General features: G+C 44.1%; 22 protein-coding genes. 14 read left to right on the top strand and 8 right to left on the bottom strand.

Annotated elements, in window-relative coordinates:
- Positions 1–14: 14 nt before the first annotated feature.
- Both cysC and NXZ84_RS05960 read left to right on the top strand, forming a co-directional pair.
- On the top strand, positions 15–563 hold the full coding sequence (cysC, locus tag NXZ84_RS05965; protein WP_258839349.1) for an adenylyl-sulfate kinase: 549 nt from the start codon (positions 15–17) through the stop codon (positions 561–563).
- Positions 563–1,972 carry an alkaline phosphatase family protein gene (locus tag NXZ84_RS05960; protein ID WP_258839348.1) on the top strand — a complete coding sequence of 470 codons (1,410 nt, stop codon included), beginning with the start codon at positions 563–565 and terminating at the stop codon, positions 1,970–1,972. The genes cysC and NXZ84_RS05960 overlap by 1 nt, the downstream gene beginning before the upstream one ends.
- Before the next feature lie 71 nt (positions 1,973–2,043).
- Here NXZ84_RS05960 and NXZ84_RS05955 read toward each other — a convergent pair whose 3' ends face one another.
- A complete protein-coding gene (locus tag NXZ84_RS05955) occupies positions 2,044–3,384 on the bottom strand; it encodes a sulfatase family protein (RefSeq protein WP_258839347.1) in 1,341 nt (446 codons plus the stop codon).
- Positions 3,385–3,478: 94 nt separating this feature from the next.
- Between NXZ84_RS05955 and NXZ84_RS05950 the strand changes: the two genes are divergently transcribed.
- Positions 3,479–4,588 carry a CgeB family protein gene (locus NXZ84_RS05950; RefSeq protein ID WP_258839346.1) on the top strand — a complete coding sequence of 370 codons (1,110 nt, stop codon included), beginning with the start codon at positions 3,479–3,481 and terminating at the stop codon, positions 4,586–4,588.
- Between the two features lie 20 nt (positions 4,589–4,608).
- The gene (locus NXZ84_RS05945) at positions 4,609–5,802 is read left to right on the top strand and encodes a glycosyltransferase family 4 protein (protein WP_258839344.1); all 1,194 of its coding nucleotides are present in this window, start codon (positions 4,609–4,611) and stop codon (positions 5,800–5,802) included.
- A 4-nt stretch (positions 5,803–5,806) separates the two neighbouring features.
- Here NXZ84_RS05945 and NXZ84_RS05940 read toward each other — a convergent pair whose 3' ends face one another.
- Together NXZ84_RS05940 and NXZ84_RS05935 are read right to left on the bottom strand one after the other, a co-directional pair.
- Positions 5,807–6,127, bottom strand: coding sequence for a transcriptional regulator (locus tag NXZ84_RS05940; RefSeq protein WP_258839341.1), 321 nt, complete (start codon positions 6,125–6,127; stop codon positions 5,807–5,809).
- Between the two features lie 169 nt (positions 6,128–6,296).
- Entirely contained in the window at positions 6,297–6,473 is a 177-nt protein-coding gene (locus tag NXZ84_RS05935; RefSeq protein WP_258839339.1) for a DUF896 domain-containing protein, read from the bottom strand.
- Positions 6,474–6,571: 98 nt separating this feature from the next.
- On the opposite strand from NXZ84_RS05935, the gene NXZ84_RS05930 reads away from it, so the two are divergent.
- Positions 6,572–7,636, top strand: a complete 1,065-nt coding sequence (locus tag NXZ84_RS05930) for a M42 family metallopeptidase (protein ID WP_258839338.1) — start codon at positions 6,572–6,574, stop codon at positions 7,634–7,636.
- Positions 7,637–7,686: 50 nt separating this feature from the next.
- Here the strand turns inward: NXZ84_RS05930 and NXZ84_RS05925 are convergent, their stop codons facing one another.
- A complete protein-coding gene (locus tag NXZ84_RS05925; RefSeq protein WP_258839337.1) occupies positions 7,687–8,247 on the bottom strand; it encodes a DUF421 domain-containing protein in 561 nt (186 codons plus the stop codon).
- Positions 8,248–8,347: 100 nt separating this feature from the next.
- Between NXZ84_RS05925 and NXZ84_RS05920 the strand changes: the two genes are divergently transcribed.
- The 5 genes from NXZ84_RS05920 to NXZ84_RS05900 are packed head-to-tail and all read left to right on the top strand — an operon-like array spanning position 8,348 to position 13,366.
- Complete coding sequence (locus NXZ84_RS05920) at positions 8,348–9,310, top strand: DUF7847 domain-containing protein (RefSeq protein ID WP_258839336.1); 963 nt, start codon at positions 8,348–8,350, stop codon at positions 9,308–9,310.
- Positions 9,307–9,945, top strand: a complete 639-nt coding sequence (locus NXZ84_RS05915; protein WP_258839335.1) for a DUF4129 domain-containing protein — start codon at positions 9,307–9,309, stop codon at positions 9,943–9,945. The genes NXZ84_RS05920 and NXZ84_RS05915 overlap by 4 nt, the downstream gene beginning before the upstream one ends.
- Positions 9,932–11,146, top strand: coding sequence for a DUF4350 domain-containing protein (locus NXZ84_RS05910; protein WP_258839334.1), 1,215 nt, complete (start codon positions 9,932–9,934; stop codon positions 11,144–11,146). The genes NXZ84_RS05915 and NXZ84_RS05910 overlap by 14 nt, the downstream gene beginning before the upstream one ends.
- Positions 11,089–12,048, top strand: a complete 960-nt coding sequence (locus tag NXZ84_RS05905) for an AAA family ATPase (protein WP_258839333.1) — start codon at positions 11,089–11,091, stop codon at positions 12,046–12,048. Before NXZ84_RS05910 ends, NXZ84_RS05905 begins: the two co-directional genes overlap by 58 nt.
- On the top strand, positions 12,002–13,366 hold the full coding sequence (locus NXZ84_RS05900) for a DUF58 domain-containing protein (protein WP_258839332.1): 1,365 nt from the start codon (positions 12,002–12,004) through the stop codon (positions 13,364–13,366). Before NXZ84_RS05905 ends, NXZ84_RS05900 begins: the two co-directional genes overlap by 47 nt.
- On the opposite strand, the gene NXZ84_RS05895 is transcribed toward NXZ84_RS05900, so the two are convergent.
- On the bottom strand, positions 13,344–14,327 hold the full coding sequence (locus tag NXZ84_RS05895; RefSeq protein WP_258839331.1) for a stage II sporulation protein M: 984 nt from the start codon (positions 14,325–14,327) through the stop codon (positions 13,344–13,346). The two genes, NXZ84_RS05900 and NXZ84_RS05895, sit on opposite strands and share 23 nt — an antisense overlap.
- A 50-nt stretch (positions 14,328–14,377) precedes the next feature.
- Here NXZ84_RS05895 and NXZ84_RS05890 point away from each other — a divergent pair, with 50 nt between their 5' ends.
- The 3 genes from NXZ84_RS05890 to NXZ84_RS05880 all read left to right on the top strand — a co-directional run bounded on the left by NXZ84_RS05890 (position 14,378) and on the right by NXZ84_RS05880 (position 17,176).
- A complete protein-coding gene (locus tag NXZ84_RS05890; RefSeq protein WP_258839330.1) occupies positions 14,378–15,124 on the top strand; it encodes an RDD family protein in 747 nt (248 codons plus the stop codon).
- Positions 15,125–15,174: 50 nt separating this feature from the next.
- Positions 15,175–15,987 (top strand): DUF2785 domain-containing protein, encoded by an 813-nt coding sequence (locus tag NXZ84_RS05885; protein WP_258839328.1) that lies wholly within the window; start codon positions 15,175–15,177, stop codon positions 15,985–15,987.
- Between the two features lie 121 nt (positions 15,988–16,108).
- The gene (locus tag NXZ84_RS05880; protein WP_258839327.1) at positions 16,109–17,176 is read left to right on the top strand and encodes an undecaprenyldiphospho-muramoylpentapeptide beta-N-acetylglucosaminyltransferase; all 1,068 of its coding nucleotides are present in this window, start codon (positions 16,109–16,111) and stop codon (positions 17,174–17,176) included.
- Between the two features lie 120 nt (positions 17,177–17,296).
- Here the strand turns inward: NXZ84_RS05880 and arsC are convergent, their stop codons facing one another.
- Genes arsC through NXZ84_RS05865 form a run of 3 tightly spaced genes read right to left on the bottom strand, consistent with a single transcriptional unit; the run spans position 17,297 to position 18,702 of the window.
- Positions 17,297–17,719, bottom strand: a complete 423-nt coding sequence (arsC, locus tag NXZ84_RS05875; RefSeq protein WP_258839326.1) for an arsenate reductase (thioredoxin) — start codon at positions 17,717–17,719, stop codon at positions 17,297–17,299.
- The gene (locus tag NXZ84_RS05870; RefSeq protein WP_258839325.1) at positions 17,709–18,368 is read right to left on the bottom strand and encodes an MIP/aquaporin family protein; all 660 of its coding nucleotides are present in this window, start codon (positions 18,366–18,368) and stop codon (positions 17,709–17,711) included. Before NXZ84_RS05870 ends, arsC begins: the two co-directional genes overlap by 11 nt.
- A 10-nt stretch (positions 18,369–18,378) precedes the next feature.
- Positions 18,379–18,702, bottom strand: coding sequence for an ArsR/SmtB family transcription factor (locus tag NXZ84_RS05865; RefSeq protein ID WP_258839324.1), 324 nt, complete (start codon positions 18,700–18,702; stop codon positions 18,379–18,381).
- 322 nt (positions 18,703–19,024) lie between these two features.
- Here NXZ84_RS05865 and NXZ84_RS05860 point away from each other — a divergent pair, with 322 nt between their 5' ends.
- Positions 19,025–19,585, top strand: a complete 561-nt coding sequence (locus NXZ84_RS05860) for a hypothetical protein (protein ID WP_258839323.1) — start codon at positions 19,025–19,027, stop codon at positions 19,583–19,585.
- Positions 19,586–19,637: the final 52 nt, after the last annotated feature.

The following is a 19,637-nucleotide window of genomic DNA, read 5'->3' as shown; positions in this document are numbered from 1 at the left end:
ACGGAGGTGTCGTCATGAGGCAAAAAGGAATAACATTGTGGTTAACAGGGTTATCAGGAGCTGGGAAAACAACAATTGCTTGTCACGCGGAAGCAATATTGAAGCAAAGAGGTATGCGAGTCCAGCGTTTGGACGGCGATATTGTCCGGGCGGGGTTAACAAAAGATCTTGGTTTTTCTAAGGTGGATCGCGCAGCCAATATCGAGCGCGTAGCTTATGTCTCGCAGCTACTAACAAAGCATGATGTCATTGTACTTGCCTCTTTCATTTCTCCGTACCGTAATATGAGAGAACACTGTCGTCAAGTGATTGATTCTTTTGCTGAAGTATATGTAAAGTGCTCCTTGGATCGCTGTGTGAAAAGGGACGTGAAAGGTTTATATAAACGGGCGATCAATGGGGAGATTAAAGATTTTACTGGAATAAGTGACCCATACGAAGAACCGCTTTATCCGGAATTAATATTGGATACAGAAAATGAGAGTCCAGAGGGTAGTGCTCGCAATCTCATTTTGTTCCTGGAGAAACGAGGGGTTATTCCGACAGAAGGGGAGAAAGAATGATGAGGGTAAGAGAGAAGAAGGTGATGGTGATTGGCCTGGATTGTGCCGATCCTGAGCTTGTTTTTACCCGTTTTCTCGATAAATTGCCTCATCTTAAGCGTTTGATACAATCAGGTGCCTCTGCTCGTCTGCGCAGTACAGATCCTCCTATCACAGTTCCTGCTTGGGCATCGATGGTGACGGGAAAAGATCCCGGTCAGTTAGGATGTTACGGATTTCGTAATCGCTTTGACTATGGGTATAACTCTGTTGGAATTGTAGATAGCTCTGTGATTACAGAACCTACGATCTGGGATGTTCTAGGTGAACATGGATTCCAGTCACTGGTAATGGGGGTTCCGCCCACATATCCAGTTAAGCCGATAGAAGGAAATATGATCTCATGTTGCCTTACTCCAGACGCCTCCTCTCCTTATACGTATCCCTCAGCATTAAAACATGAGATAGAAAGAAAAATAGGTACGTACTTATTTGATGTAGATAATTTTCGGACAGCTAAGTATGATGAACTGCTTACCTCTATATACGAGATGACTCGACTACGCTTTCAAACCGCACGCTACTTATTGCAAGCGAAAGAATGGGATTTTTTTATGATGGTAGAGATGGGGATAGATCGGATTCATCATGCTTTTTGGCATTTGATGGATTCGAAACATGTGTTGCATGAGCCATCTCAATATCGTGATGCTATTTTGCAGTACTATCAATATGTGGATCAACAGATTGGGGAGCTGATTGCCTCTGTGCCAGGAAACCCTATGATTATGGTAGTTTCCGATCACGGGGCAAAACGCATGGATGGAGGTTTTTGTATCAATGAATGGTTGCGGAAAGAAGGGTACCTTACCCTTAAAAAGGAGCCAACACAACTAGGTCCGCTCGACTTATCTGAAGTGGATTGGAGACGTACGAAAGCGTGGGGATACGGAGGATATTATGGCCGTATTCATCTCAATGTAAAGGGGAGAGAGCCGCATGGATTGGTAGATGCCAGCCGTTATGAACGTACGCGAAATCAATTGATTAAAAAGCTAAGATCACTTAAAGATGATCACGGCGCTCGTTTTCCGGTGACGGTGTTTAAGCCGGATAAAAAATATGAGACGACCAATAACATTCCCCCCGATCTGATTGCCTACTTTGGGGATCTGTATTGGCGTTCGATTGGCTTGGTAGGTGGGAACCAGATATTTACGCATGAAAATGATGTTGGTCCAGATGGTGCCAATCATGATTACGAAGGAATTTTTATTTCATCGTGGAAAAACAACTCGCAACGCGTGGATGGAGGGCTATTGTTGCATGGATTGCAAATTGCTGATATTGCACCTACTGTGCTAAATGAATTCGGCATCTCACCATTAGCGGGAATGGTGGGAAAGGTGATTCGTACACAAGAATCATGATTAAAACGAAAAAGGAGGAGAGATATGGGGGCATGCATTCCCCATATCTCTCCTCCTTTTTATCTATCGGGTTAGTAGCCGAGCTCGGTTAAGCGTTTTTTTACTTTTTCCTCCTCATTCGCGGTTAAAGGATGAAGATGTTCACGTACCCCTATACGTAGTGGATCTTCCCTTTTATATTTTTTCAGCATATAGCGCACCCAGCGAGTCATTTGTCGGTGCAAAGTTTTCACGATTTGAGGATGTTTTGCTGCTAGATTTGAATTCTCTAATGGATCATTTACTAGATCATACAATTCAAAGCGTGGATTACCATAAGCATCCTTATCGAAGGCTTGAATAAGCTTCCACTTATGTGTGCGAATAGAGCGCTTCAAGTGCCAATTAGCTTCACAGGAGATGACGAAGGGGTGAATTTCTTTTTTTCGTTCATGGATTAAGGGGATAAGAGGTTTGCCGTCCATAGGTGTGAAGTGTCGTGGCGGCTGAATGTTGGCTAAGGTAAGAATGGTGGGAGTAATATCGGCTTGTTCTACTAGAGCGGGTATCCGTTTGTGTTGGGGGAATTGGCGTGGGTAGCAGAGCATAAAAGGAACGTGGATCATGCTATCGTATAAAGAGTGATGATTAAAATAAATTTGGTGGTCTCCCATCCCCTCTCCATGATCGGCAACGAGTAGGAGAAGGGTATCTTCAAAGATCTGTAACCGTTTCAACGTGGCAATCACTTCGCCGATGGCTCGATCTACTTGGGAAACAGTTTGATCGTACTGCGCACAAATGTAGTCGGGATTATTTGTTTCGGGGTTCCACTCTTTTACATAACTGTAGAGAGGCTCCCGCATCACATTTTTTAACTGAAGATGGTCATCTCGAATGGGCTCAATGGTAATGGGGACATCTGATTGAGGACGGTAAGGGTAGTGTGGATCCCAATAATGTAAGAAAAGAAAAAAATTTTCTTTATCATAATGCTCTTCCAACCAAGGAAGTGCATGTTCGTTAATTTCATCTGCTGAGGTTGTTAAGTGCGTGGTGCGATCCCGAGCAGGGTCGATATACGTTTGATACCCGCGGGTAAACCATGGATTTTCGGGACCGGTAATACGGTAGTTACAATCAATAGCGCCAGTTTGATAGCCGTGTTTTCGTAAAAGCAAGCTTAAAGGGTGTATTTTTCGAGGGATGCTACGTGGTTTCATATTAACAATCCCATGTTGATAGGGATGTCTTCCACTCATCATGGTTACAAAAGCACTTTGGGTTACATTGTTTTCTGCAATCATTTTTTCAAATAAGATGCTTTCTTCCGCTAGTGAATCCATATGAGGGGTTAAGGATTCTTTTTTTGGTTGGTAGCAACCCACCCGATCGGCTCGCAAGGTATCAACAGCAATCCAAACAATTTTCACACGCTCACACCTCGCTTCTGTTTATGTTACCGGTTATCTACACTATATGTTATTTGCTTTGCGCCTGTGATTCCTCCTACTAGGAAGATAGGGTATGAGCGGAATTTTGTCGCTCCTGCCACAGCTGGGAAATATGATGGGATATAAAGTACTTCGTGAACGGAACGATGGAAAGTTGGGAGTAGGTAAAATGCGTCTTTTTTATCTCTCATCCGGTTGCGGGTTTACCTTTAACAAAGAGTTAGCAGACGAAGATCAGGCGATTATATTAGGTTTGCGGCAACTCTCCTGTTCCTTACGCAATTTTCGCTTCAGTACATTTCTTATTGGGAGGGAGTCGAATCGGCAGTTATTAAGGCGGATACGCGCTTTTTCTCCTGATGTCATTTTAGCATTTCGTGGGATGAGGATATCGTCAGATAAGGTTCGGGAAATAAAGCGGAAGGTGGGTGTGCCTATCGGGATATGGGTGGTAGATGATCCGTACCGTCTTCAAACGCATGCAACCTTGACTATCCCTTATGATTTTGTGGTGACGCAAGATGCAGCTAGTCTCCCTTTTTATCAGAAGCGGGGAAAGCCGTGTGTTCATGTACCGCTTGCTTATAATGAAGAGAAGTATGTTCCAGCGCAAGTTCCCTCACAATATCATTCTGATCTCTGTTTTATCGGCAGTGGATTTCCTGCTCGTCTCCACGTTTTTGATCAGTTGGCTCCTTTTTTGCGGGAGAAGAAATTTATCTTAATCGGACAATGGTGGGAGAAGTTGAAGCATTATAATGCTCTACGCACTCACATCTATAATCGCCCCATTCCTCCAACTGAGGTAATGAAATATTATAACGGTGCCAAGATTGTTCTTAATATCCATCGGACTCGCAATGACCGCAAAGAGAATCTAGAGAATTTGCCGGCTGTCACCCCTAATAGCCGTACATTTGAAATTGCGGCATGTCGTTCTTTTCAATTGGCTACGTGGAGGCGCGGGCTACAAAATTATTATCGCATCGGAGAAGAGATTATTTCTTATCGAGGAGTTCATGACTTGCGAGAAAAAATCGAATATTACCTCCCCCGTCAGAAGGAACGGGTGTTGATCTCATCTGCAGGATATATGCGTACACAAAGAGATCACCGCTATAAACACCGTTTGCGTACGCTGCTAGCTTTTATGGAACAGTATGCAGAAGGGAAGAAGAGGTAAGGTAAGGTGGGGAAAGAAGCATGAAAGAGAAAAAATGGTTGTTCTTTTCACATTTTTGTCAGCAAGAACGAATGACGGGTGCTGAACGGCTCATTTTATTGATGGGAGAGAAAGTGAAACGGCTTTTCCCACAAGATCAGTCCATATTGGTTGTACCTCAGGAGGGGAAGTTGGCACGTATGGCGCGTGCGCAAGGAATTGAGGTACGGAGGTTAGCATATTCACTTTCTTGGACAATGATTAAAGGTAAGAAGTCATTAGGAGATGACTTGTTTCTTGGGAGAAGTCCAGTAATTGACCCACAAGAGATGAAGAGAATGGTACAATTTTTGCGGACAGAGAAACCAACTGCCATCGTCGTAAATACGGCAGTAAATGTACTGCCAGCACAAGCAGCAAAGAGACTAGGAATCCCAGTAATATGGTGGATTCAAGAAGTGATCGCAGAGGAGCGACGAGCGTTTGCTGTTCGTACGATACACCGCTTTGCTGATGTGATATTGGCATCATCGCAGGCTGCTATACAAGCCTTGCATTACAATAATCAGAATAAAAGTAAGTTGGAACTATTGTATCCTACCTGGGATCAGTCCATCACCGCTCCACGGCGGTGGTCTTCGATTCGTAAACAAGAGCGTGCACAGTGGGGAGTGGGGGAAGAAGAATGTGTGGTTGGCTATATTGCACCCCAGATGTCAGAAAAGAAAGGAACATTAGATTTTGTAAATTTAGGCTTGTCATTGGATGAAAAGAAGGTAAAGGCACAGCTTGCGGTGCGAGCAGATACGACGGATGAGGTTTATGCCGAGCAATGTATCAGTTTGATCAAGCATTCACCTGCTTGTAATAATTTTCGTATAATACCCTTCATGCATCAGGTGGAGCGCTTTTATACAGCGATTGACCTATTGGTCGTTCCTAGTCAGGTAGAGGAGGGGTTTGGTCTGACTGCTTTAGAAGGCATGCTGTTTGCTAAACCGGTTGTGGCCTATGAAGCAGGGGGGCTGGCTGAAGTGATGCGTCGCACGAAAAATCAGTACTATCTTGTCGATAAAGGAGATATTGAGACTTTGACTGAAAAAGTAGCTCTTTTAGTTAATGATGCACAGAGGCGTCAGCGAGTAGGAACACAAAATCGTGAATTGGCTCAAAACTCGTTTTCACCTGCCTCGTTTCAACACGCAGTGCGAACGTTGCTTACCCGGTTTCGATAGAGAGCTAATCTTTCCATGGCTCGATCTTATCTTGTATCGCAGCAAGTTGTTCCCAATGTTTTTGAATCGCTCGTTGCCCGCGGGGGGTGATCTGAATAGTAGTATGAGGGATTTTGTTGCGGATAAATTGTTTCTCTATTTTCACTAGTTCTCCTTTTTCTAGCTTTGCTAAGTGAGAAGATAAATTTCCTTTTGTCATTCCTGTCAATTCTTGCAGAAACAAAAATTCAGCTATTTTACAAGCGGCTAATGCGGATAAAATAGCTAATCTTGCCGGTTCATGTACAAGCTTATCCAGTCGAGTAATTTCCTTAAATGGCATCATATTCATCTCTCCCCTTTGCAACCAGTATATAATGCCAATTCAATTTGATCAACTAGTTTGTTGTACAAACTAAGGGAAAACAAAAGAAAAGACCCTGGTTTCCAGAGTCTTTCACATGGTATGATGAAGTAGAAAGTGCAGTTGAAGGATATGTGAAAAGTGGGCAGTTTTACTGTTTATCCACTTTTCGCACTTGAGACAACTGCTCTTTAACGCGACCACGAATGGTTTTAAGGTATTGTGCACGCAGGTGCGCTTGTTCTTCTTTTTCGTTAGAGGTGAGTCCCTCGCTTTTTTGTTTGTGGGCTAAAGTGTTAATTCGCTCGATCATCTCTTTGGTAATCATAGTTGGTCACTCCTTTCCCATACTGTAGCGGATTGAGGCTCATCATGCAAATAGATTGGGAGGAGCACTATATTTAGGATAAAAGGTGTGAGCAGACGATGGATTGGAAGCGATTTGAAAAGTTGACGCAGTTACCGGGAGCCCCCGGTGTTGAGGGAGCAGTTCGTTCCTTTATGAAGAAAGAAATGATCAAAAACAGCATTACGATGAAACAGGATGGATTGGGAGGCTTGTTTGGAACTGTACCCGGAAAAGAAGAGTCCCCACGCGTGATGGTGGCCGGTCATATGGATGAAGTGGCTTTTATGGTGACCCGTATCTCAAAAGAAGGGTTTCTCCACTTTACTCCACTTGGTGGATGGTGGTCACAAGTATTGCTAGCGCAACGTGTTGATGTATATACAGCAACAGGAGAGAGCGTACCAGGTGTGATCGGGTCGATTCCTCCCCATCTCTTGCCAGCAAATAAACGGAAGGATCCTTTTCCATTAGAGGAGATGTTTATCGACATTGGCGCGCGCAATGAAGAAGATGTGCATGCGTTTGGGATTCGACCAGGCGACTCTATTATTCCTCGCGGTTCGTTTGAGTGGATGGAAGGCGGACATCGTCTTATGAGTAAAGCATGTGATAATCGCTTCGGATGTGCCATGAGCTTAGAAGTATTGGATGAGGTGCAAAACGCTAAATATGAGAATACGGTGATTGCAGGGGCAACTGTGCAGGAAGAGGTGGGATTGCGTGGGGCAAGGACAGCAACGACCATGATGCGTCCCGATGTTTTCTTCGCAGTTGATGTTGGACCAGCAGGAGATACGCCTGGGGTTACAGACGGATACGGTGAGATCGGCAAAGGGGTCGTCATTCGCCTGATGGATAGTGGGTTAATCATGTCGCCCGGGATGCGCCAATTTTTGATTGACACAGCAGAAGCAGAGGGAATTCCGTATCAGTTTTTTGTTTCTAAGGGAAGAACAGATGCCGCTGCTGCTCATTTACAAGGAAAAGGTGTTCCTTCCGCGGCGCTTGGCATATGTGGTAGGTACATACATTCTCATACGTGCGTTTACGATAAAGGCGACGTAGAAGCAGCACGTGCATTTTTGATGGCGATCATTAAGCGGCTCGATACAGATCGTCTTAAAGCGATCCTGGGAAGGTAGTATAGGTGCCTCGCTGAGATGGATGGACGGAAGTGTTCAGTCTATCCATCTCATTGTTTTTTTGGAGAGGCTACTTTTTCGAATAGATTACCTGGCGGTGATGGAAGAGTGGGGGTTGGTGCGTCATCTTGGAGAGACGCAAAGTCAGCTCGGGTGAGCGGTTTTTTGTGATCCATTAACTCATATCCAATTTGACCGCTCGGTTCAAGTGTTGCCCATTTCACATCGGAAATAAATGCGATGCCCTCTTGACGTAAACGTGTTTCTAATTGAGCGGTGGTAAGGCGTAATTTACGCATATTTTTTATGTGGAGGGTTCCGTTTTCGATGACGACTACCGCTTTTCCTGTAATCCAGAGCTCCAATGGGTGAAAGAGGAGTTGCCCCAGTTCCATTGCTAAAAGGGTGAGGATGAGGGAGGCGGCAATAGCAAAAGTGGTTCCCATATCTTTGTTACTAACCGGTTGGATTAAGAGGGTGCCCAGTGAGATCATGATGATGGTTTGGGCAAGGGTCATCTGAGATATCGATTTGCGACCTGCAACTCGTAAGAGTAGCGTGCCGGCTAATATAATTAGAACGCCTTTTAGAAGCCAAATCAAATGGATCATCCTTTAAATACAAGTATGTTCTCTCCATGAGCTTTCCCTGCGATTTCCCAAGACATGCGCTATAATGGTAGCAAGATATAGAGAGAGGGGTTAAAGAAATATGTCGACGTTTCGTGTGGGTCCCATGAAATTTGGGGAGGTGCTAGATGCAACATTTCGTATCTATCGAAAGCAATTCCTTCCTTTCTTTTTGCTGGGATTGCTATTCGTCTTACCTAGTCAATTTGTGATGGATTGGTTTTATACGCAGATTCAAATTAAAGCTGAATATATGGCAATGACAAATAGTTTTACAGGAGTAACTTCCCTTATTGGAGGGATTTTGTCAGGTTTGTTGTTGATGATGATACTTTATCCTCTCTTCTGGGCGGCGGTAACGGAAGGTACGCGTCGGCAGCTGTTGGAGAACGAGCGCACAACTTTTAAAGAACTGATCCAGTCAATTCCGAAAATAGCTGGGAAAAGTATTCTTACCAACATTCTATATTGTCTCTTTTTTGGACTGGTTATTTTTTTTATTGCCGTTTTGATTGCTGCGACAATGGTTCTTATCAGTATTATTTTTGGGGCAGGAGATATCGGTTCTGATCAAACGATTGGGTTTGTAATGGGGGCACTATTCCTATTCTTCGTTCTCCCGATCCTCTTCTTCACTATTTCCTTTTTTATCATTCGGTTTTGTCTTTATATTCCTGTGATTGTAAATGAAAGGAACGGATACATTAAAGCTTTGCAGCGTAGTTGGGTACTTACCCGATGGTCGTTTTGGCGTACTTTTGGACTGGTACTCCTTGTTTCGATAGTAGCTGGGATTATTGAAGTTGTGCCCATGGGTGTGAGTCAAGTGCTGGCTTTTTCCATGACAGGGGATGAAGCGATCTATTTACCCACCTATTTGCTGCTTCTGATTACCCTCCTATCCGGAATATTAATCAGCCTTACAGCTTCGCTCCTCCCTACATTGTACACTGTTATTTATTTTGATCGTCGGGCACGCCGAGAAGGGATGGATCTAGAATGGGCGTTGTTAAGCCCAAAAGAAGGAAGTGAAGAGAGGGAGTGAATGAACAAGAGCGAGCACGCGTACAACTGGAAGAAATATTACGAGCGGATGAATTTACAGATGAGAGTAGATTGGGTCGCATCGTGGATAGCGTCCGTAACTGGATTGATACCTATATTTACTCGTGGATTGAGAAATGGTGGATTCAGATGTTTGGAGAGGAGACCTCTTCATCATTACAGTGGCTCTTACCGCTTCTGGCAGGTATATTTGTTGCTTGTCTTATATGGTGGATGCGTGGGCGCATAGAGTGGGGGATGAGAAGAGGTTCTGATTCTGTAAGGAGGGAAGAAGAAAAAGATCCCTTTATGAGTACACGTGACTGGTGGCATGAGGGGGAGGTATTGGCAGAAGAGCGTGCCTATCGGGAGGCAATGCGCTTTTTGTTCCTAGCGGTGTTACAAGCACTGGAGGAACGGGGGGCATTATTACGCATGGTGGAGAAGACCAACCTAGATTATATAGAAGAGGTACGAAGAAACTCTCCGGAATTACGTGAGGTTTTTGGGCAGTTAACAGCTCAATTCGATTCGGCATGGTATGGGATGGTCCATACGAGTGCAGCAGATTATCGTTCTTTTTACCAGCTGGCCCGTACGATGGTGAAAGGGGGCGAGGAAAATGAAACAACGTAGGATTTGGTTTTCGCTCGCACTGATGGCGGCCATTACTCTGCTGTTCTTCATCGTGTTTTTGTTTACTCCTAACCAAGTACCTCCTTATTCTGTACATAGTGCTGATGGAGAGGGAACAAAAGCATTGTATCGCTTATTGGACGAGCGAGAGAGTAACGTAGAGGTTTGGGGAAAATCGTTTGGCGAGCTACCGCGAGCTCACAAAGGGAATATATTGTTTCTCTTATCCCCTGTGGAATTTGACTTAACAGATACGACTAAGGCTCAGTTAGAAGAGTGGGTCAAAGAGGGAAACGTTGTCGTCCTCTGGTCGGAACCAGAACATTTGCTCAGTGAACAGTTGGGCTTTGTGGGCATCAGTGGTGAAGAGGAATCAGAAGTAGTAAAGGTAGATTCAGGAGACTCACCGTGGCTATCTTCTATTCAGCAACTTCAATGGGAGAGGAATTATGATGTCGTACAAACTTCGGAAAGTGTGACGCCTGTCCTGAAGATGGAGAATGGAAAAGCGTTAGTAGGAAAGCGAGAGATGGGGGAGGGTAGCTTCTACTTTGTACCTAATCCTGATTGGGTGACGAATGCTTCGATTGGAAAAAAAGACCACCTGTATCTCCCGCTTTACTTTGCTTCTCTAGTAGGGGAGAAAGGAACTCTTTTGTTGGATGAAACAGGTCATGAAAAAGGGAGTTGGGGACCTGTAAAAGAGAAGCCTTCATCTACATTAGAGCTAATCACACGTGATGGGTGGTTTGTGCTGGCAGCAATGGCTGTACTCTTCTTGTTGTGGTTATATCGCCAAGGTAAACGGTTTGCCTCTCCCCGCTGGGAAGGGAGTAAGCAAGAGCGTTTGGCTGATGAGTATCTGCATGCGCTAGCAGGTTTATATGAAAAAAATCATTTGCGCCGCGATACACTTGAAATCCTGTATCAGCGATTACTACAAGAGGTTAAGAATGGTCTGTTTATACGAGAGCAAGTAGAATCACGTGAGATGATGGCCATCGTGAGGACGCAAATCGGGAGCGAGATGGCAGAAAGATTGGAAGCGATCCAGTTGGAATTGCAGCAGGAGCAGAGATTGAAACGGAAGGACATGCTCTCTCTTCAAAAAGAGATGGAGCAATTACGAGAGGAGATACAGCAATGGAGAAACAAGCAGTGGATGCACAAGGAATCGCTCAACAAAGCGAAGTCGTCTTGAGGGAACTAGCAAAAGCGGTACATGGTCAAGAAAAACAACTGGAGTTTCTGTGGGCAGGTTTTTTAACAGGCGGACATGTTCTCTTGGAAGGTGTTCCTGGTTTGGGGAAAACGATGATGGTACGAGCCTTGTCTAAGGTGATTAAGGGCTCTTATGGTCGTATTCAATTTACTCCAGATATGATGCCTGCTGATGTGACGGGGACAAAGGTGTTCGATCTCCAATCGGGACAGTTCTCTTTTAAAAAGGGGCCGATTTTTGCTCAAATTGTGTTGGCAGATGAGTTAAATCGTACTCCTGCAAAAACACAGGCGGCTTTGTTGGAAGCGATGGAAGAAAAGCAGGTGACAGTAGATGGCGTTGCTATGCCGCTACCTTCTCCCTTCTTCGTGGTGGCGACGCAAAACCCGATAGAGTATGAAGGAACTTATCCATTGCCAGAGGCCCAATTAGATCGGTTTTCGTTACAGTTATCGGTCGATTATCCCACAGAGGAACAAGAAGAAGCGATTTTGAGTGGGTATCGACTCACTTCTCGTGCGGAGGAAGCACTGACGGCAGTGATTGAAAGTGAAGAGATCATTGAGATGCGGAGGGTTATTGACCAGGTGACGGTGGAGTCGTCAGTATTACAATACCTCTTACACATCGTGCGCAGAACGAGGGAACATCCCCAACTGGCACTCGGGGGAAGCCCGCGGGCGGGGATCAGCCTGCTAGCTATCAGCCGCGCGTTGGCTGCGCTTGCTGGGCGAAGTTTTGTCATTCCTGATGATGTGAAGCGTGCGGCGCAACCTGTTTTACGACATCGCTTAATATTGAGTCCGGATGTGGAACTGGAGGGATACAGGGCAGATGACATCATCCAAGAAATTATCCATGCGCTCCCGGTTCCGAGATAATGCTTACATACCAACGACAAGACTTCTCTATCTGCTAACTGGGGCGATCGTGTTAACCCTGTTTGTTGCGATGTTGTGGCAAAAAGGGTGGATCGTGTTTATCTTTTTGTATTCGCTTCTTCTTGTGCTTGTCTTGCTCGATCGTCGTTCACTCGTGAAGATGACGGAGGTGAAGGCAAGACGTGAAAGTCGCTCCCATTTTGAGTTGGGTCTAGATAATCCTATCTCTGTCTATATCTATAATCCACTTGATTTCCCTGTGCGAGTACAGGTGCGTGATGATTATCCAGAGGGTTTCTCGGTGGATGGACGCAATTTTACGCTGGCGATTCCTAGTGGGGAAGAACGGAAGATTACCTATTCTGCGCGTCCTCATCGCCGCGGGGAACACTTATTTGGTTCGATTCATGTGCGTATGAGTGGCAGTTTTGGTTTGCTTGAGCGGCAGCGTGCTGTTGCTACTGAAGAGAAGAAAAAAACGTACCCCAACTTAACGGAAGTCCGTCGGGTTCGTGGGGGGGCATATCAACGGCTGTTAATGCGATCAGGTGCTCATCGCTTCCGTGGAATGGGTCGTGGGATGGAGTTTTCTCATATTCGAGAATATGTACCCGACGATGAGCCGCGCAGTATTAACTGGAGTGCGACAGCACGCACAGGACATCTCGTAACGAATGTATATCAACTTGAACAGGGTCAACATATTACGATTGTACTTGATTGTGGTCGGATGATGGGGGTGAGCGATGCGTATGGCACTCGCTTAGATCGTTCATTGGAAGCGGCATTAGTGTTTGCAGCCATTGCGCTGGAACAAGGGGATCACGTCAGTTTGCTGGCGGTATCTAACAAGGAGAAGGCATGGGTTCCGATGGGAAAGGGAACGTCTCATTTTAAGCGCCTGCTTGAGGCCACTTACTCTTTGCAACCCGATATGGTAGAAACAGATTATCGTACTGCTTTGGAAACAGTTGCGCGTAAACATCAGCGCCGGATGTTGGTTGCTGTATTTACAGATGCAACGCAACTTACTTTTGTGGATGAATTGGCGCAGGCGATTCATATGCTAAATCGTCGTCATCTCGTTTTGACGGCATCGATGGAGGATCCTCTTATTATGCAAGAGGTTACGCAAAAAGCGGTGGATGAAAAGGGTGTTTATCGTCAAGCGGTTGCTCTTCAATTTCTAGAGGAGCGCATGCAAAAATTGCGCCAGCTAAAGCGCCGCGGCATCATTACAGTTGATGTGCCGCCGACGCAGTTGTCTGGCGCAGTCATGCATCAGTATATAGCAATTAAGAATCGAGGGATGCTTTAACTTTACCGCGCTTCCAGGCGACGCGTCCAATGTAGAGTGTAAGAAAAAGCAAGGTGATCAGTGCAACCCCATATTTACTCCAGTGTGGCCAGGGGAGCGGGGTAATATATCCTTCAATGAGGCCTGCTATGATAAAGAGGGGGATGACGCCAAGCACTAATTGGATCGTAATTAATCCTTCTTCTTTAAAGGCATGAAGACGTGTTCGTTCTTTAGGAACAAAGAATGAGTAAGCGAGTGAGAGTCCTGCTCCACCAGCGATAAAGATGGCGAACAGCTCAATCACACCATGTGGAAGGATAAATGCCCAAAATGCATATGATTGCCCTGCTTGTTGAAAAAGGGCGGCTAATGCTCCGATGAGGACACCGTTAAGCCACAGCATCCAGATGGTTCCCACTCCGAACAATGCCCCGAGGGCGAAGCAGAATAGAGCAACCCGGATATTGTTCAGCATGATTTGTCCTGAGACCACGGTGCCATTCCAGCTTCCTTCCCCCACTCGCGAAGGATCAATTTGCGCCAGTATCTCTGCAGGTAAAAACGCAGCTACGTTATCTGCATTGGCGAGGGTAAAGAGATAGGCGAAGCCTGCTCCACAAAAGAAGATGAAGCTAGCGATAAAGATAAAGGGCAGTCGTTCATATAATCGTTCAGGAAATTGATCGCGTAAGAAAGAGTAGATCAGGCGCATATCTCCTTTTTTCTTTGTCGCATAGACGGTATTGTGGGAGCGAACGACGAGGTCATTTAAGTAGTGGGTCACTTCATGATCGGGAAAGTACGTTTGGGCATATGCTAATTGGGCCGCTACTTTACGATAAGAAGATCCCAGTTCGTCTAGTTCTGCTTTCGCTACTCTCTTTTTCTCTGCTTGGGTAAGTAGTTCTTCAAGTCGTTTCCATAGTGATTCTTGTTGGTGAACGAAATGGTGTAAACGGTGTGAAGATGATATCGACATATTCTCCCTCCTTACGCCCATTGTACATGATATTGAGGTGAAGTTGGAAAGTGAAAAATCAAATTGAGGTAGCAACTCCGGAATATGTGAAAGTTCGTTTTGAGATTGCAGGATTAGGCACGCGTCTAATCGCTCAGTTAATCGATCTATTGCTGTTGGCACTCATCCTCATTTCCTTGTCAATTGCTGCGGCGTGGTTTCTGGGGACGTGGGGAGTAGATCTTTTTATCGGAAATACATGGTCCTCCCAATCGTTTATTTTTGTCATCTATTTAGTGATCCTTATGGTGTTCCCTTTCGCTTATTTTGTTGCTTTTGAGTATTTTATGAAAGGGCAGACGCTAGGGAAGCGCATGCTGGGAATTCGGATTGTGATGGATGATGGTCGATCTGCTAGCTTTTTTACGATTTTCTTACGCAATGTTATGCGCCTTGTCGATCTCCTTCCCTCTGCTTATCTTGTAGGTGTAATCTGCATGTTTATTAATAAAGAGGAGAAGCGTTTAGGGGATGTTGTAGCAGGCACGCTGGTAGTAAGAGAGAATAAATCAAAGCAGAGGAGTTGGAAGCCTGGTGAAGCTGTACAAGCCTCTGAATCCACAACGAATAAGGTTCGATTACAACCTCACACAGAGTCAACTGTCTCTTCTTTTCTAGCACGTCGAGAGCAACTTACTCCTGAAAAACGGCAACAACTAGCCAAACGTTTGGCAGAGCAAGTAGCAGCAGAGAGTGGTTATCTCTTTGTCGAGGGGAATGAAGAGAGTTACTTAGAAGAAATGCAAAACGAAAAATGACGTCCCCCTATATGATGTACTTGTTTATATAATGAGACGGAGGAGAACAAGTGAGTAGTTATACTAGTAAATCGTTTTTGCAATCGATTGTAGACTCGGACTATCAACAGCCAGAGGGGATAGAGCTATATCCTTTTTTATCAGATCTACTTGCAAACTTTTCTTCGACAGATCCTGAATTGCGAGATTCATTGACATACGCTGTTTTTGCACGATTTGTAAACGAGAGCGAATGGACGCGGGAAGAGCTGACGCGATTACTCTATCAATGTCTAGATGAAGAGCATTTATTTTATCGCATTGGAGAAAAAGAAAGTGATTCTGTATTGATGCGTAGCTTTTCTTTGTTGGCATTGGCAGTTATTATAGGTGCTGATCGCAGGCTTCAAATACTGGCAGATGAGGCTATACAACGAGCTCATGAATGTGTGCTTAACTATGTAGGAGAAGAACTAGATTATCGTGGTTATCTAGGAGAAAAGGGATGGGCGCATGCAGTCGCGCACGCGGCTGATGTATTGGATGAATTGGGGCTTCATCCTACTCTCTCAGAAGGTAATCGCACCCAGTTGTTGGCGGGAATATCACGTTTGGCAACAGTTACTACACCTTTAATATGTGATGAAGATGATCGATTGGCGTTTGCAGCGAGAACAATAATCAATCGTTGTTCGATGGATGCTTTTATGAACTGGTTGGAACAGTTTAAGCTCATAGGGGGGAGGAGCGAGGAAGAGTATATTGCGATTGCTAATAGCAAGAACTTCTTGCGTAGCTTATACTTACAGATGAAGTGGCAAGGTAAAAATGAAAAGGCAATGAAGGAAATTGAAAAGGTATTGATGAGAGGGAAATATTCGTAATTGAGGCTATCAGGCGGAGTCAAAACTCCACCTGGTTTCTCGATGTTTTTAACTAAAGCTGAGATGATTTTGATACAGCAAGAATAATTCATTTAAAGACAAATGGTTGAGGTGAACAGATGTGAAGACAATGGTAATGACAGGTGGGGGTACAGCAGGTCATGTGACTCCTAATATGGCACTTATTCCAGAGCTAAAGAAAGCAGGATGGAGCATTCATTATATCGGTTCGCATGAAGGGATGGAGAAAGATTTAATTCAGCCCCTCGGTATTCCATATCACGGAATTTCATCAGGGAAACTAAGACGGTATCTTGATTGGCAAAACATCAAAGATCCTTTTAAAGTGTTAAAGGGTGTTTTTGATGCTTATGTGATCTTACGAAAATTAAAGCCACAGATGGTATTTTCCAAAGGTGGTTTTGTTAGCGTACCCGTTGTGATAGCAAGTCGTTTATTACGTATTCCTGTCATTATTCATGAATCAGACATTACCCCCGGATTAGCTAATAAGTTGGCAGTTCCTTTTGCGACTAAGGTGTGTGTAACGTTTACAGAAGCAAAGGATCACTTACCAAAAGAGAAGACTGTTGTTACAGGGACCCCTATACGCCCATCTGTGTTTGCCGGAGATGCGGAACAAGGAAGGTTGTTGTGCGGCTTTACGAAAGAGAAACCTGTATTAATGATTATGGGTGGAAGTCTTGGTTCTCACAAGATTAATGAATCGATCCGTGCTAATCTGGATTCTTTACTCCGCCATTTTCAAGTGGTTCATCTCTGTGGGAAAGGTCATGTGGATGAAAGTTTACAAGGTAGAAAGGGGTATGCACAGTTTCCTTATGTAAATGAGGAATTACCGCATATTTTCGCTATGACGGATATGATTGTCTCTCGGGCTGGCTCCAACGCGATCTCTGAGTTTCTAGCTCTGCAGATCCCACATCTTCTAATTCCACTCACACGGGAACAAAGCCGCGGTGATCAAATCTTAAACGCACAAGCTTTTGAGAGGAAAGGCTATAGCCAAATTTTATTTGAAGAAGATTTAGCTCAAACGGATTTAGCCCAGATGATTATTGAGACCTACGAAGATCGTCATGAGTATATAGAAAAAATGAAAGCGAGTCCACAGCAACAAAGCGTAGACAAGATTTTGCATATGATAGCAGAATCAGCGAAGAAGTAAATAGATAAAAACACCCGTCCTAATATATAGGGGCGGGTGTTTTTATCTTTGATTAACAATGTATAGTGAAGACAAGTTTGTAAAGCAAACCATTAAATTGTTGAGAAATAGTGCGGTGCACTAGTTCACCATTATGGAAAACTGCCGAATACGGGCCTCAATGTCATCACGGACTCGCTGAAAGACTGTCCATTTTTCCTCCTCGGTACCCTGGGCTTTAGCAGGGTCATCAAAAGCCCAATGATCCCGATGTACATGTGGAGGGGTGATTGGACATTTATCGTTGGCATCTCCACAAAGAGTGATCACATAATCGACATGATTGAGTAATTCTGGATCGATGATATCTGAAGTCTGATTGGATATATCCACCCCTTTTTCATTCATTACTTTTACAGCCGTGGAATTTAATCCATGAGCTTCGATTCCAGCACTATACACTTCAAAATGATCTCCTAAGTATTTCTTTCCGAATCCTTCTGCCATCTGACTGCGACAAGAATTTCCTGTACAAAGGAAGTAAATGATTTTTTTATCCTTCATCTGACTCTTCCCTTTCGTGTAAGTATCCGTATATCCAGGTAGCTAGTACTGCCCCAAGAAGAGGTGCAACGATGTAAATCCACAAGCCATGTAGGTTTCCTGAAGTAAGGGCAGGTCCTAACGAGCGAGCAGGATTCATGGAGGCTCCAGAAATAGGACCTGCAAACATAGCTTCTAAACCAATAGTTGCTCCAATGGCTAATCCAGCAAAAGATTTTACTGCTTTCCCATGTATAGCAGATCCTAAAATAACTATCATAAGCACAAACGTAAGGATGATTTCTAAAACAAATGACTGTTGCCAAGAAGAATGGGGAAGGGTTGCTCCCAGATTGGCTGCACTTCCCAATATAAGACGAACGGTTATACTCGCTACGATAGCAGCAACCATCTGAATAATGACATAGAAGAGTGCCAGTTTTTTAGTAATTTCCTTACGGAGTAGAAAAGAAAGGGTAACGGCTGGATTAAAATGAGCTCCAGAAATATGTCCAAATGTATATATAAGTGCCATAACAACGAGCCCAAATGTTAGAGCAACTCCCATGTGTGTGAGACTATGGGTGATCTCATTTACAACGATCGCACCCGTTCCCGCAAATACAAGAAAAAAAGTGCCGATAAATTCTGCTAACAGTTTTTTGCTCATAGAAACACCTCTACTGACAAATAACCTTCAGTCCCTTTTGTTTTAACGTTTGTATCTCTTCAGTAACATCAGGAAGAGAATCTAAACAAGCGGTTAGAAACGGATAAGAAGAAGAATCTAAAGAATAGATCACCCATTGACCACTTCGGCGTTCTTTTACTAGTTTCGCATTTTTTAGCTTACGCATATGTTGGGAGACGGCGGGTTGAGTAACCTGTAAGATTTCTACTAATTCACAGACACATAACTCTTCTACTTTTAATAGGGAAAGGATGTGTAGTCTAGTCTTATCGCCTAGTGCTTTGTGACACTCAGCTAATTGTGCCAAATTCATAATGAAATCACCTCATTCTTATATAAGCATATCCTTATATTTGATGTCAAAAGAATAAGCTATTTTTACATGAATTTATCAATATGCAACAAATGAAAGGATAACCTCAAATACATAAACAAGTTTGCGATACAAACAATATCTTAAGGCCCAATCATGTTTCCAACACCATTTTCTCCTTCTCCTTGTTACAAGGAAAAAAGCGTTGGTTTGTCACTAAAAAAAGAAAAGGCGTAATGCCTAATAAAGGTGACCCTAATTGTCCAAGAACTATTTTCCTAGAATTCATAAGCTATGTTAGTACGAGAGGAGGTTTAGTTTATTGAGTCATCATTTTAGTAAGAAAAAACTTAAGAAGAGAAGAACCGATCCCACAACTATTTTTCCTAGTGACCCTGCAGCGGTCCCGGGGGATACCACGGTTGACCCTCGTGGAGTTGCTCCAGCTCCAGGGGCTTTCTTTGATGATCCTGGTAATATTACTCCAGAAGGTGTTGGCCTCGAAGGCGTTGCTCGAGAGGATGTTCTTAGAGAAGGTCCAGGTACGGTTGATCCCGGAGTTTCAGTAGGTATCTTATCCCCGGATCTGGTTGCTGAACTTGGGAATATTTCTGTATTTAACTTGCGAAATTTTAATTCATTGCGTAGTCAAGTGATTTTGTTAAGGGGAAGATCAGTGGTTGTGTCGGTAGGCACCGCCGTTCGAGAAGCTGCTCCAGTAAGATTAGGAAATGGAGAAGGAGTAACTTTAATATACCCTGATTCTACGGGAACGATGAGTTCCGTTATAGTGGTACAAGGCAATCTAACTGTTAATACGAGGTTACGCCGTGTTTTAATGACAGCGGGAGAATTTGCAGCTGTTATTAGAGCTCAACGTTAAATCAATATACAGCTTTGAGGGGGGATCTTCCCCCTTTTCTTATCATGATTCA

Origin of the sequence: Mechercharimyces sp. CAU 1602, from assembly GCF_024753565.1 — a bacterium.
Classification (GTDB): domain Bacteria; phylum Bacillota; class Bacilli; order Thermoactinomycetales; family JANTPT01; genus Mechercharimyces.
Note: the sequence above shows the minus strand (reverse complement) of the source record. Positions and strands in the feature narration are given on the sequence as shown.

Bases quoted from the DNA above. Each gene is read 5' to 3' on its own strand.
- cysC (WP_258839349.1), top strand. From the start codon at position 15: ATGAGGCAAAAAGGAATAACATTGTGGTTAACAGGGTTATCAGGAGCT.
- NXZ84_RS05960 (WP_258839348.1), top strand. From the start codon at position 563: ATGAGGGTAAGAGAGAAGAAGGTGATGGTGATTGGCCTGGATTGTGCC.
- NXZ84_RS05950 (WP_258839346.1), top strand. From the start codon at position 3,479: ATGAGCGGAATTTTGTCGCTCCTGCCACAGCTGGGAAATATGATGGGA.
- NXZ84_RS05945 (WP_258839344.1), top strand. From the start codon at position 4,609: ATGAAAGAGAAAAAATGGTTGTTCTTTTCACATTTTTGTCAGCAAGAA.
- NXZ84_RS05940 (WP_258839341.1), bottom strand. From the start codon at position 6,127: ATGATGCCATTTAAGGAAATTACTCGACTGGATAAGCTTGTACATGAA.
- NXZ84_RS05935 (WP_258839339.1), bottom strand. From the start codon at position 6,473: ATGATTACCAAAGAGATGATCGAGCGAATTAACACTTTAGCCCACAAA.
- NXZ84_RS05930 (WP_258839338.1), top strand. From the start codon at position 6,572: ATGGATTGGAAGCGATTTGAAAAGTTGACGCAGTTACCGGGAGCCCCC.
- NXZ84_RS05925 (WP_258839337.1), bottom strand. From the start codon at position 8,247: ATGATCCATTTGATTTGGCTTCTAAAAGGCGTTCTAATTATATTAGCC.
- NXZ84_RS05920 (WP_258839336.1), top strand. From the start codon at position 8,348: ATGTCGACGTTTCGTGTGGGTCCCATGAAATTTGGGGAGGTGCTAGAT.
- NXZ84_RS05910 (WP_258839334.1), top strand. From the start codon at position 9,932: ATGAAACAACGTAGGATTTGGTTTTCGCTCGCACTGATGGCGGCCATT.
- NXZ84_RS05905 (WP_258839333.1), top strand. From the start codon at position 11,089: ATGGAGAAACAAGCAGTGGATGCACAAGGAATCGCTCAACAAAGCGAA.
- NXZ84_RS05900 (WP_258839332.1), top strand. From the start codon at position 12,002: ATGACATCATCCAAGAAATTATCCATGCGCTCCCGGTTCCGAGATAAT.
- NXZ84_RS05895 (WP_258839331.1), bottom strand. From the start codon at position 14,327: ATGTCGATATCATCTTCACACCGTTTACACCATTTCGTTCACCAACAA.
- arsC (WP_258839326.1), bottom strand. From the start codon at position 17,719: ATGAAGGATAAAAAAATCATTTACTTCCTTTGTACAGGAAATTCTTGT.
- NXZ84_RS05870 (WP_258839325.1), bottom strand. From the start codon at position 18,368: ATGAGCAAAAAACTGTTAGCAGAATTTATCGGCACTTTTTTTCTTGTA.
- NXZ84_RS05865 (WP_258839324.1), bottom strand. From the start codon at position 18,702: ATGAATTTGGCACAATTAGCTGAGTGTCACAAAGCACTAGGCGATAAG.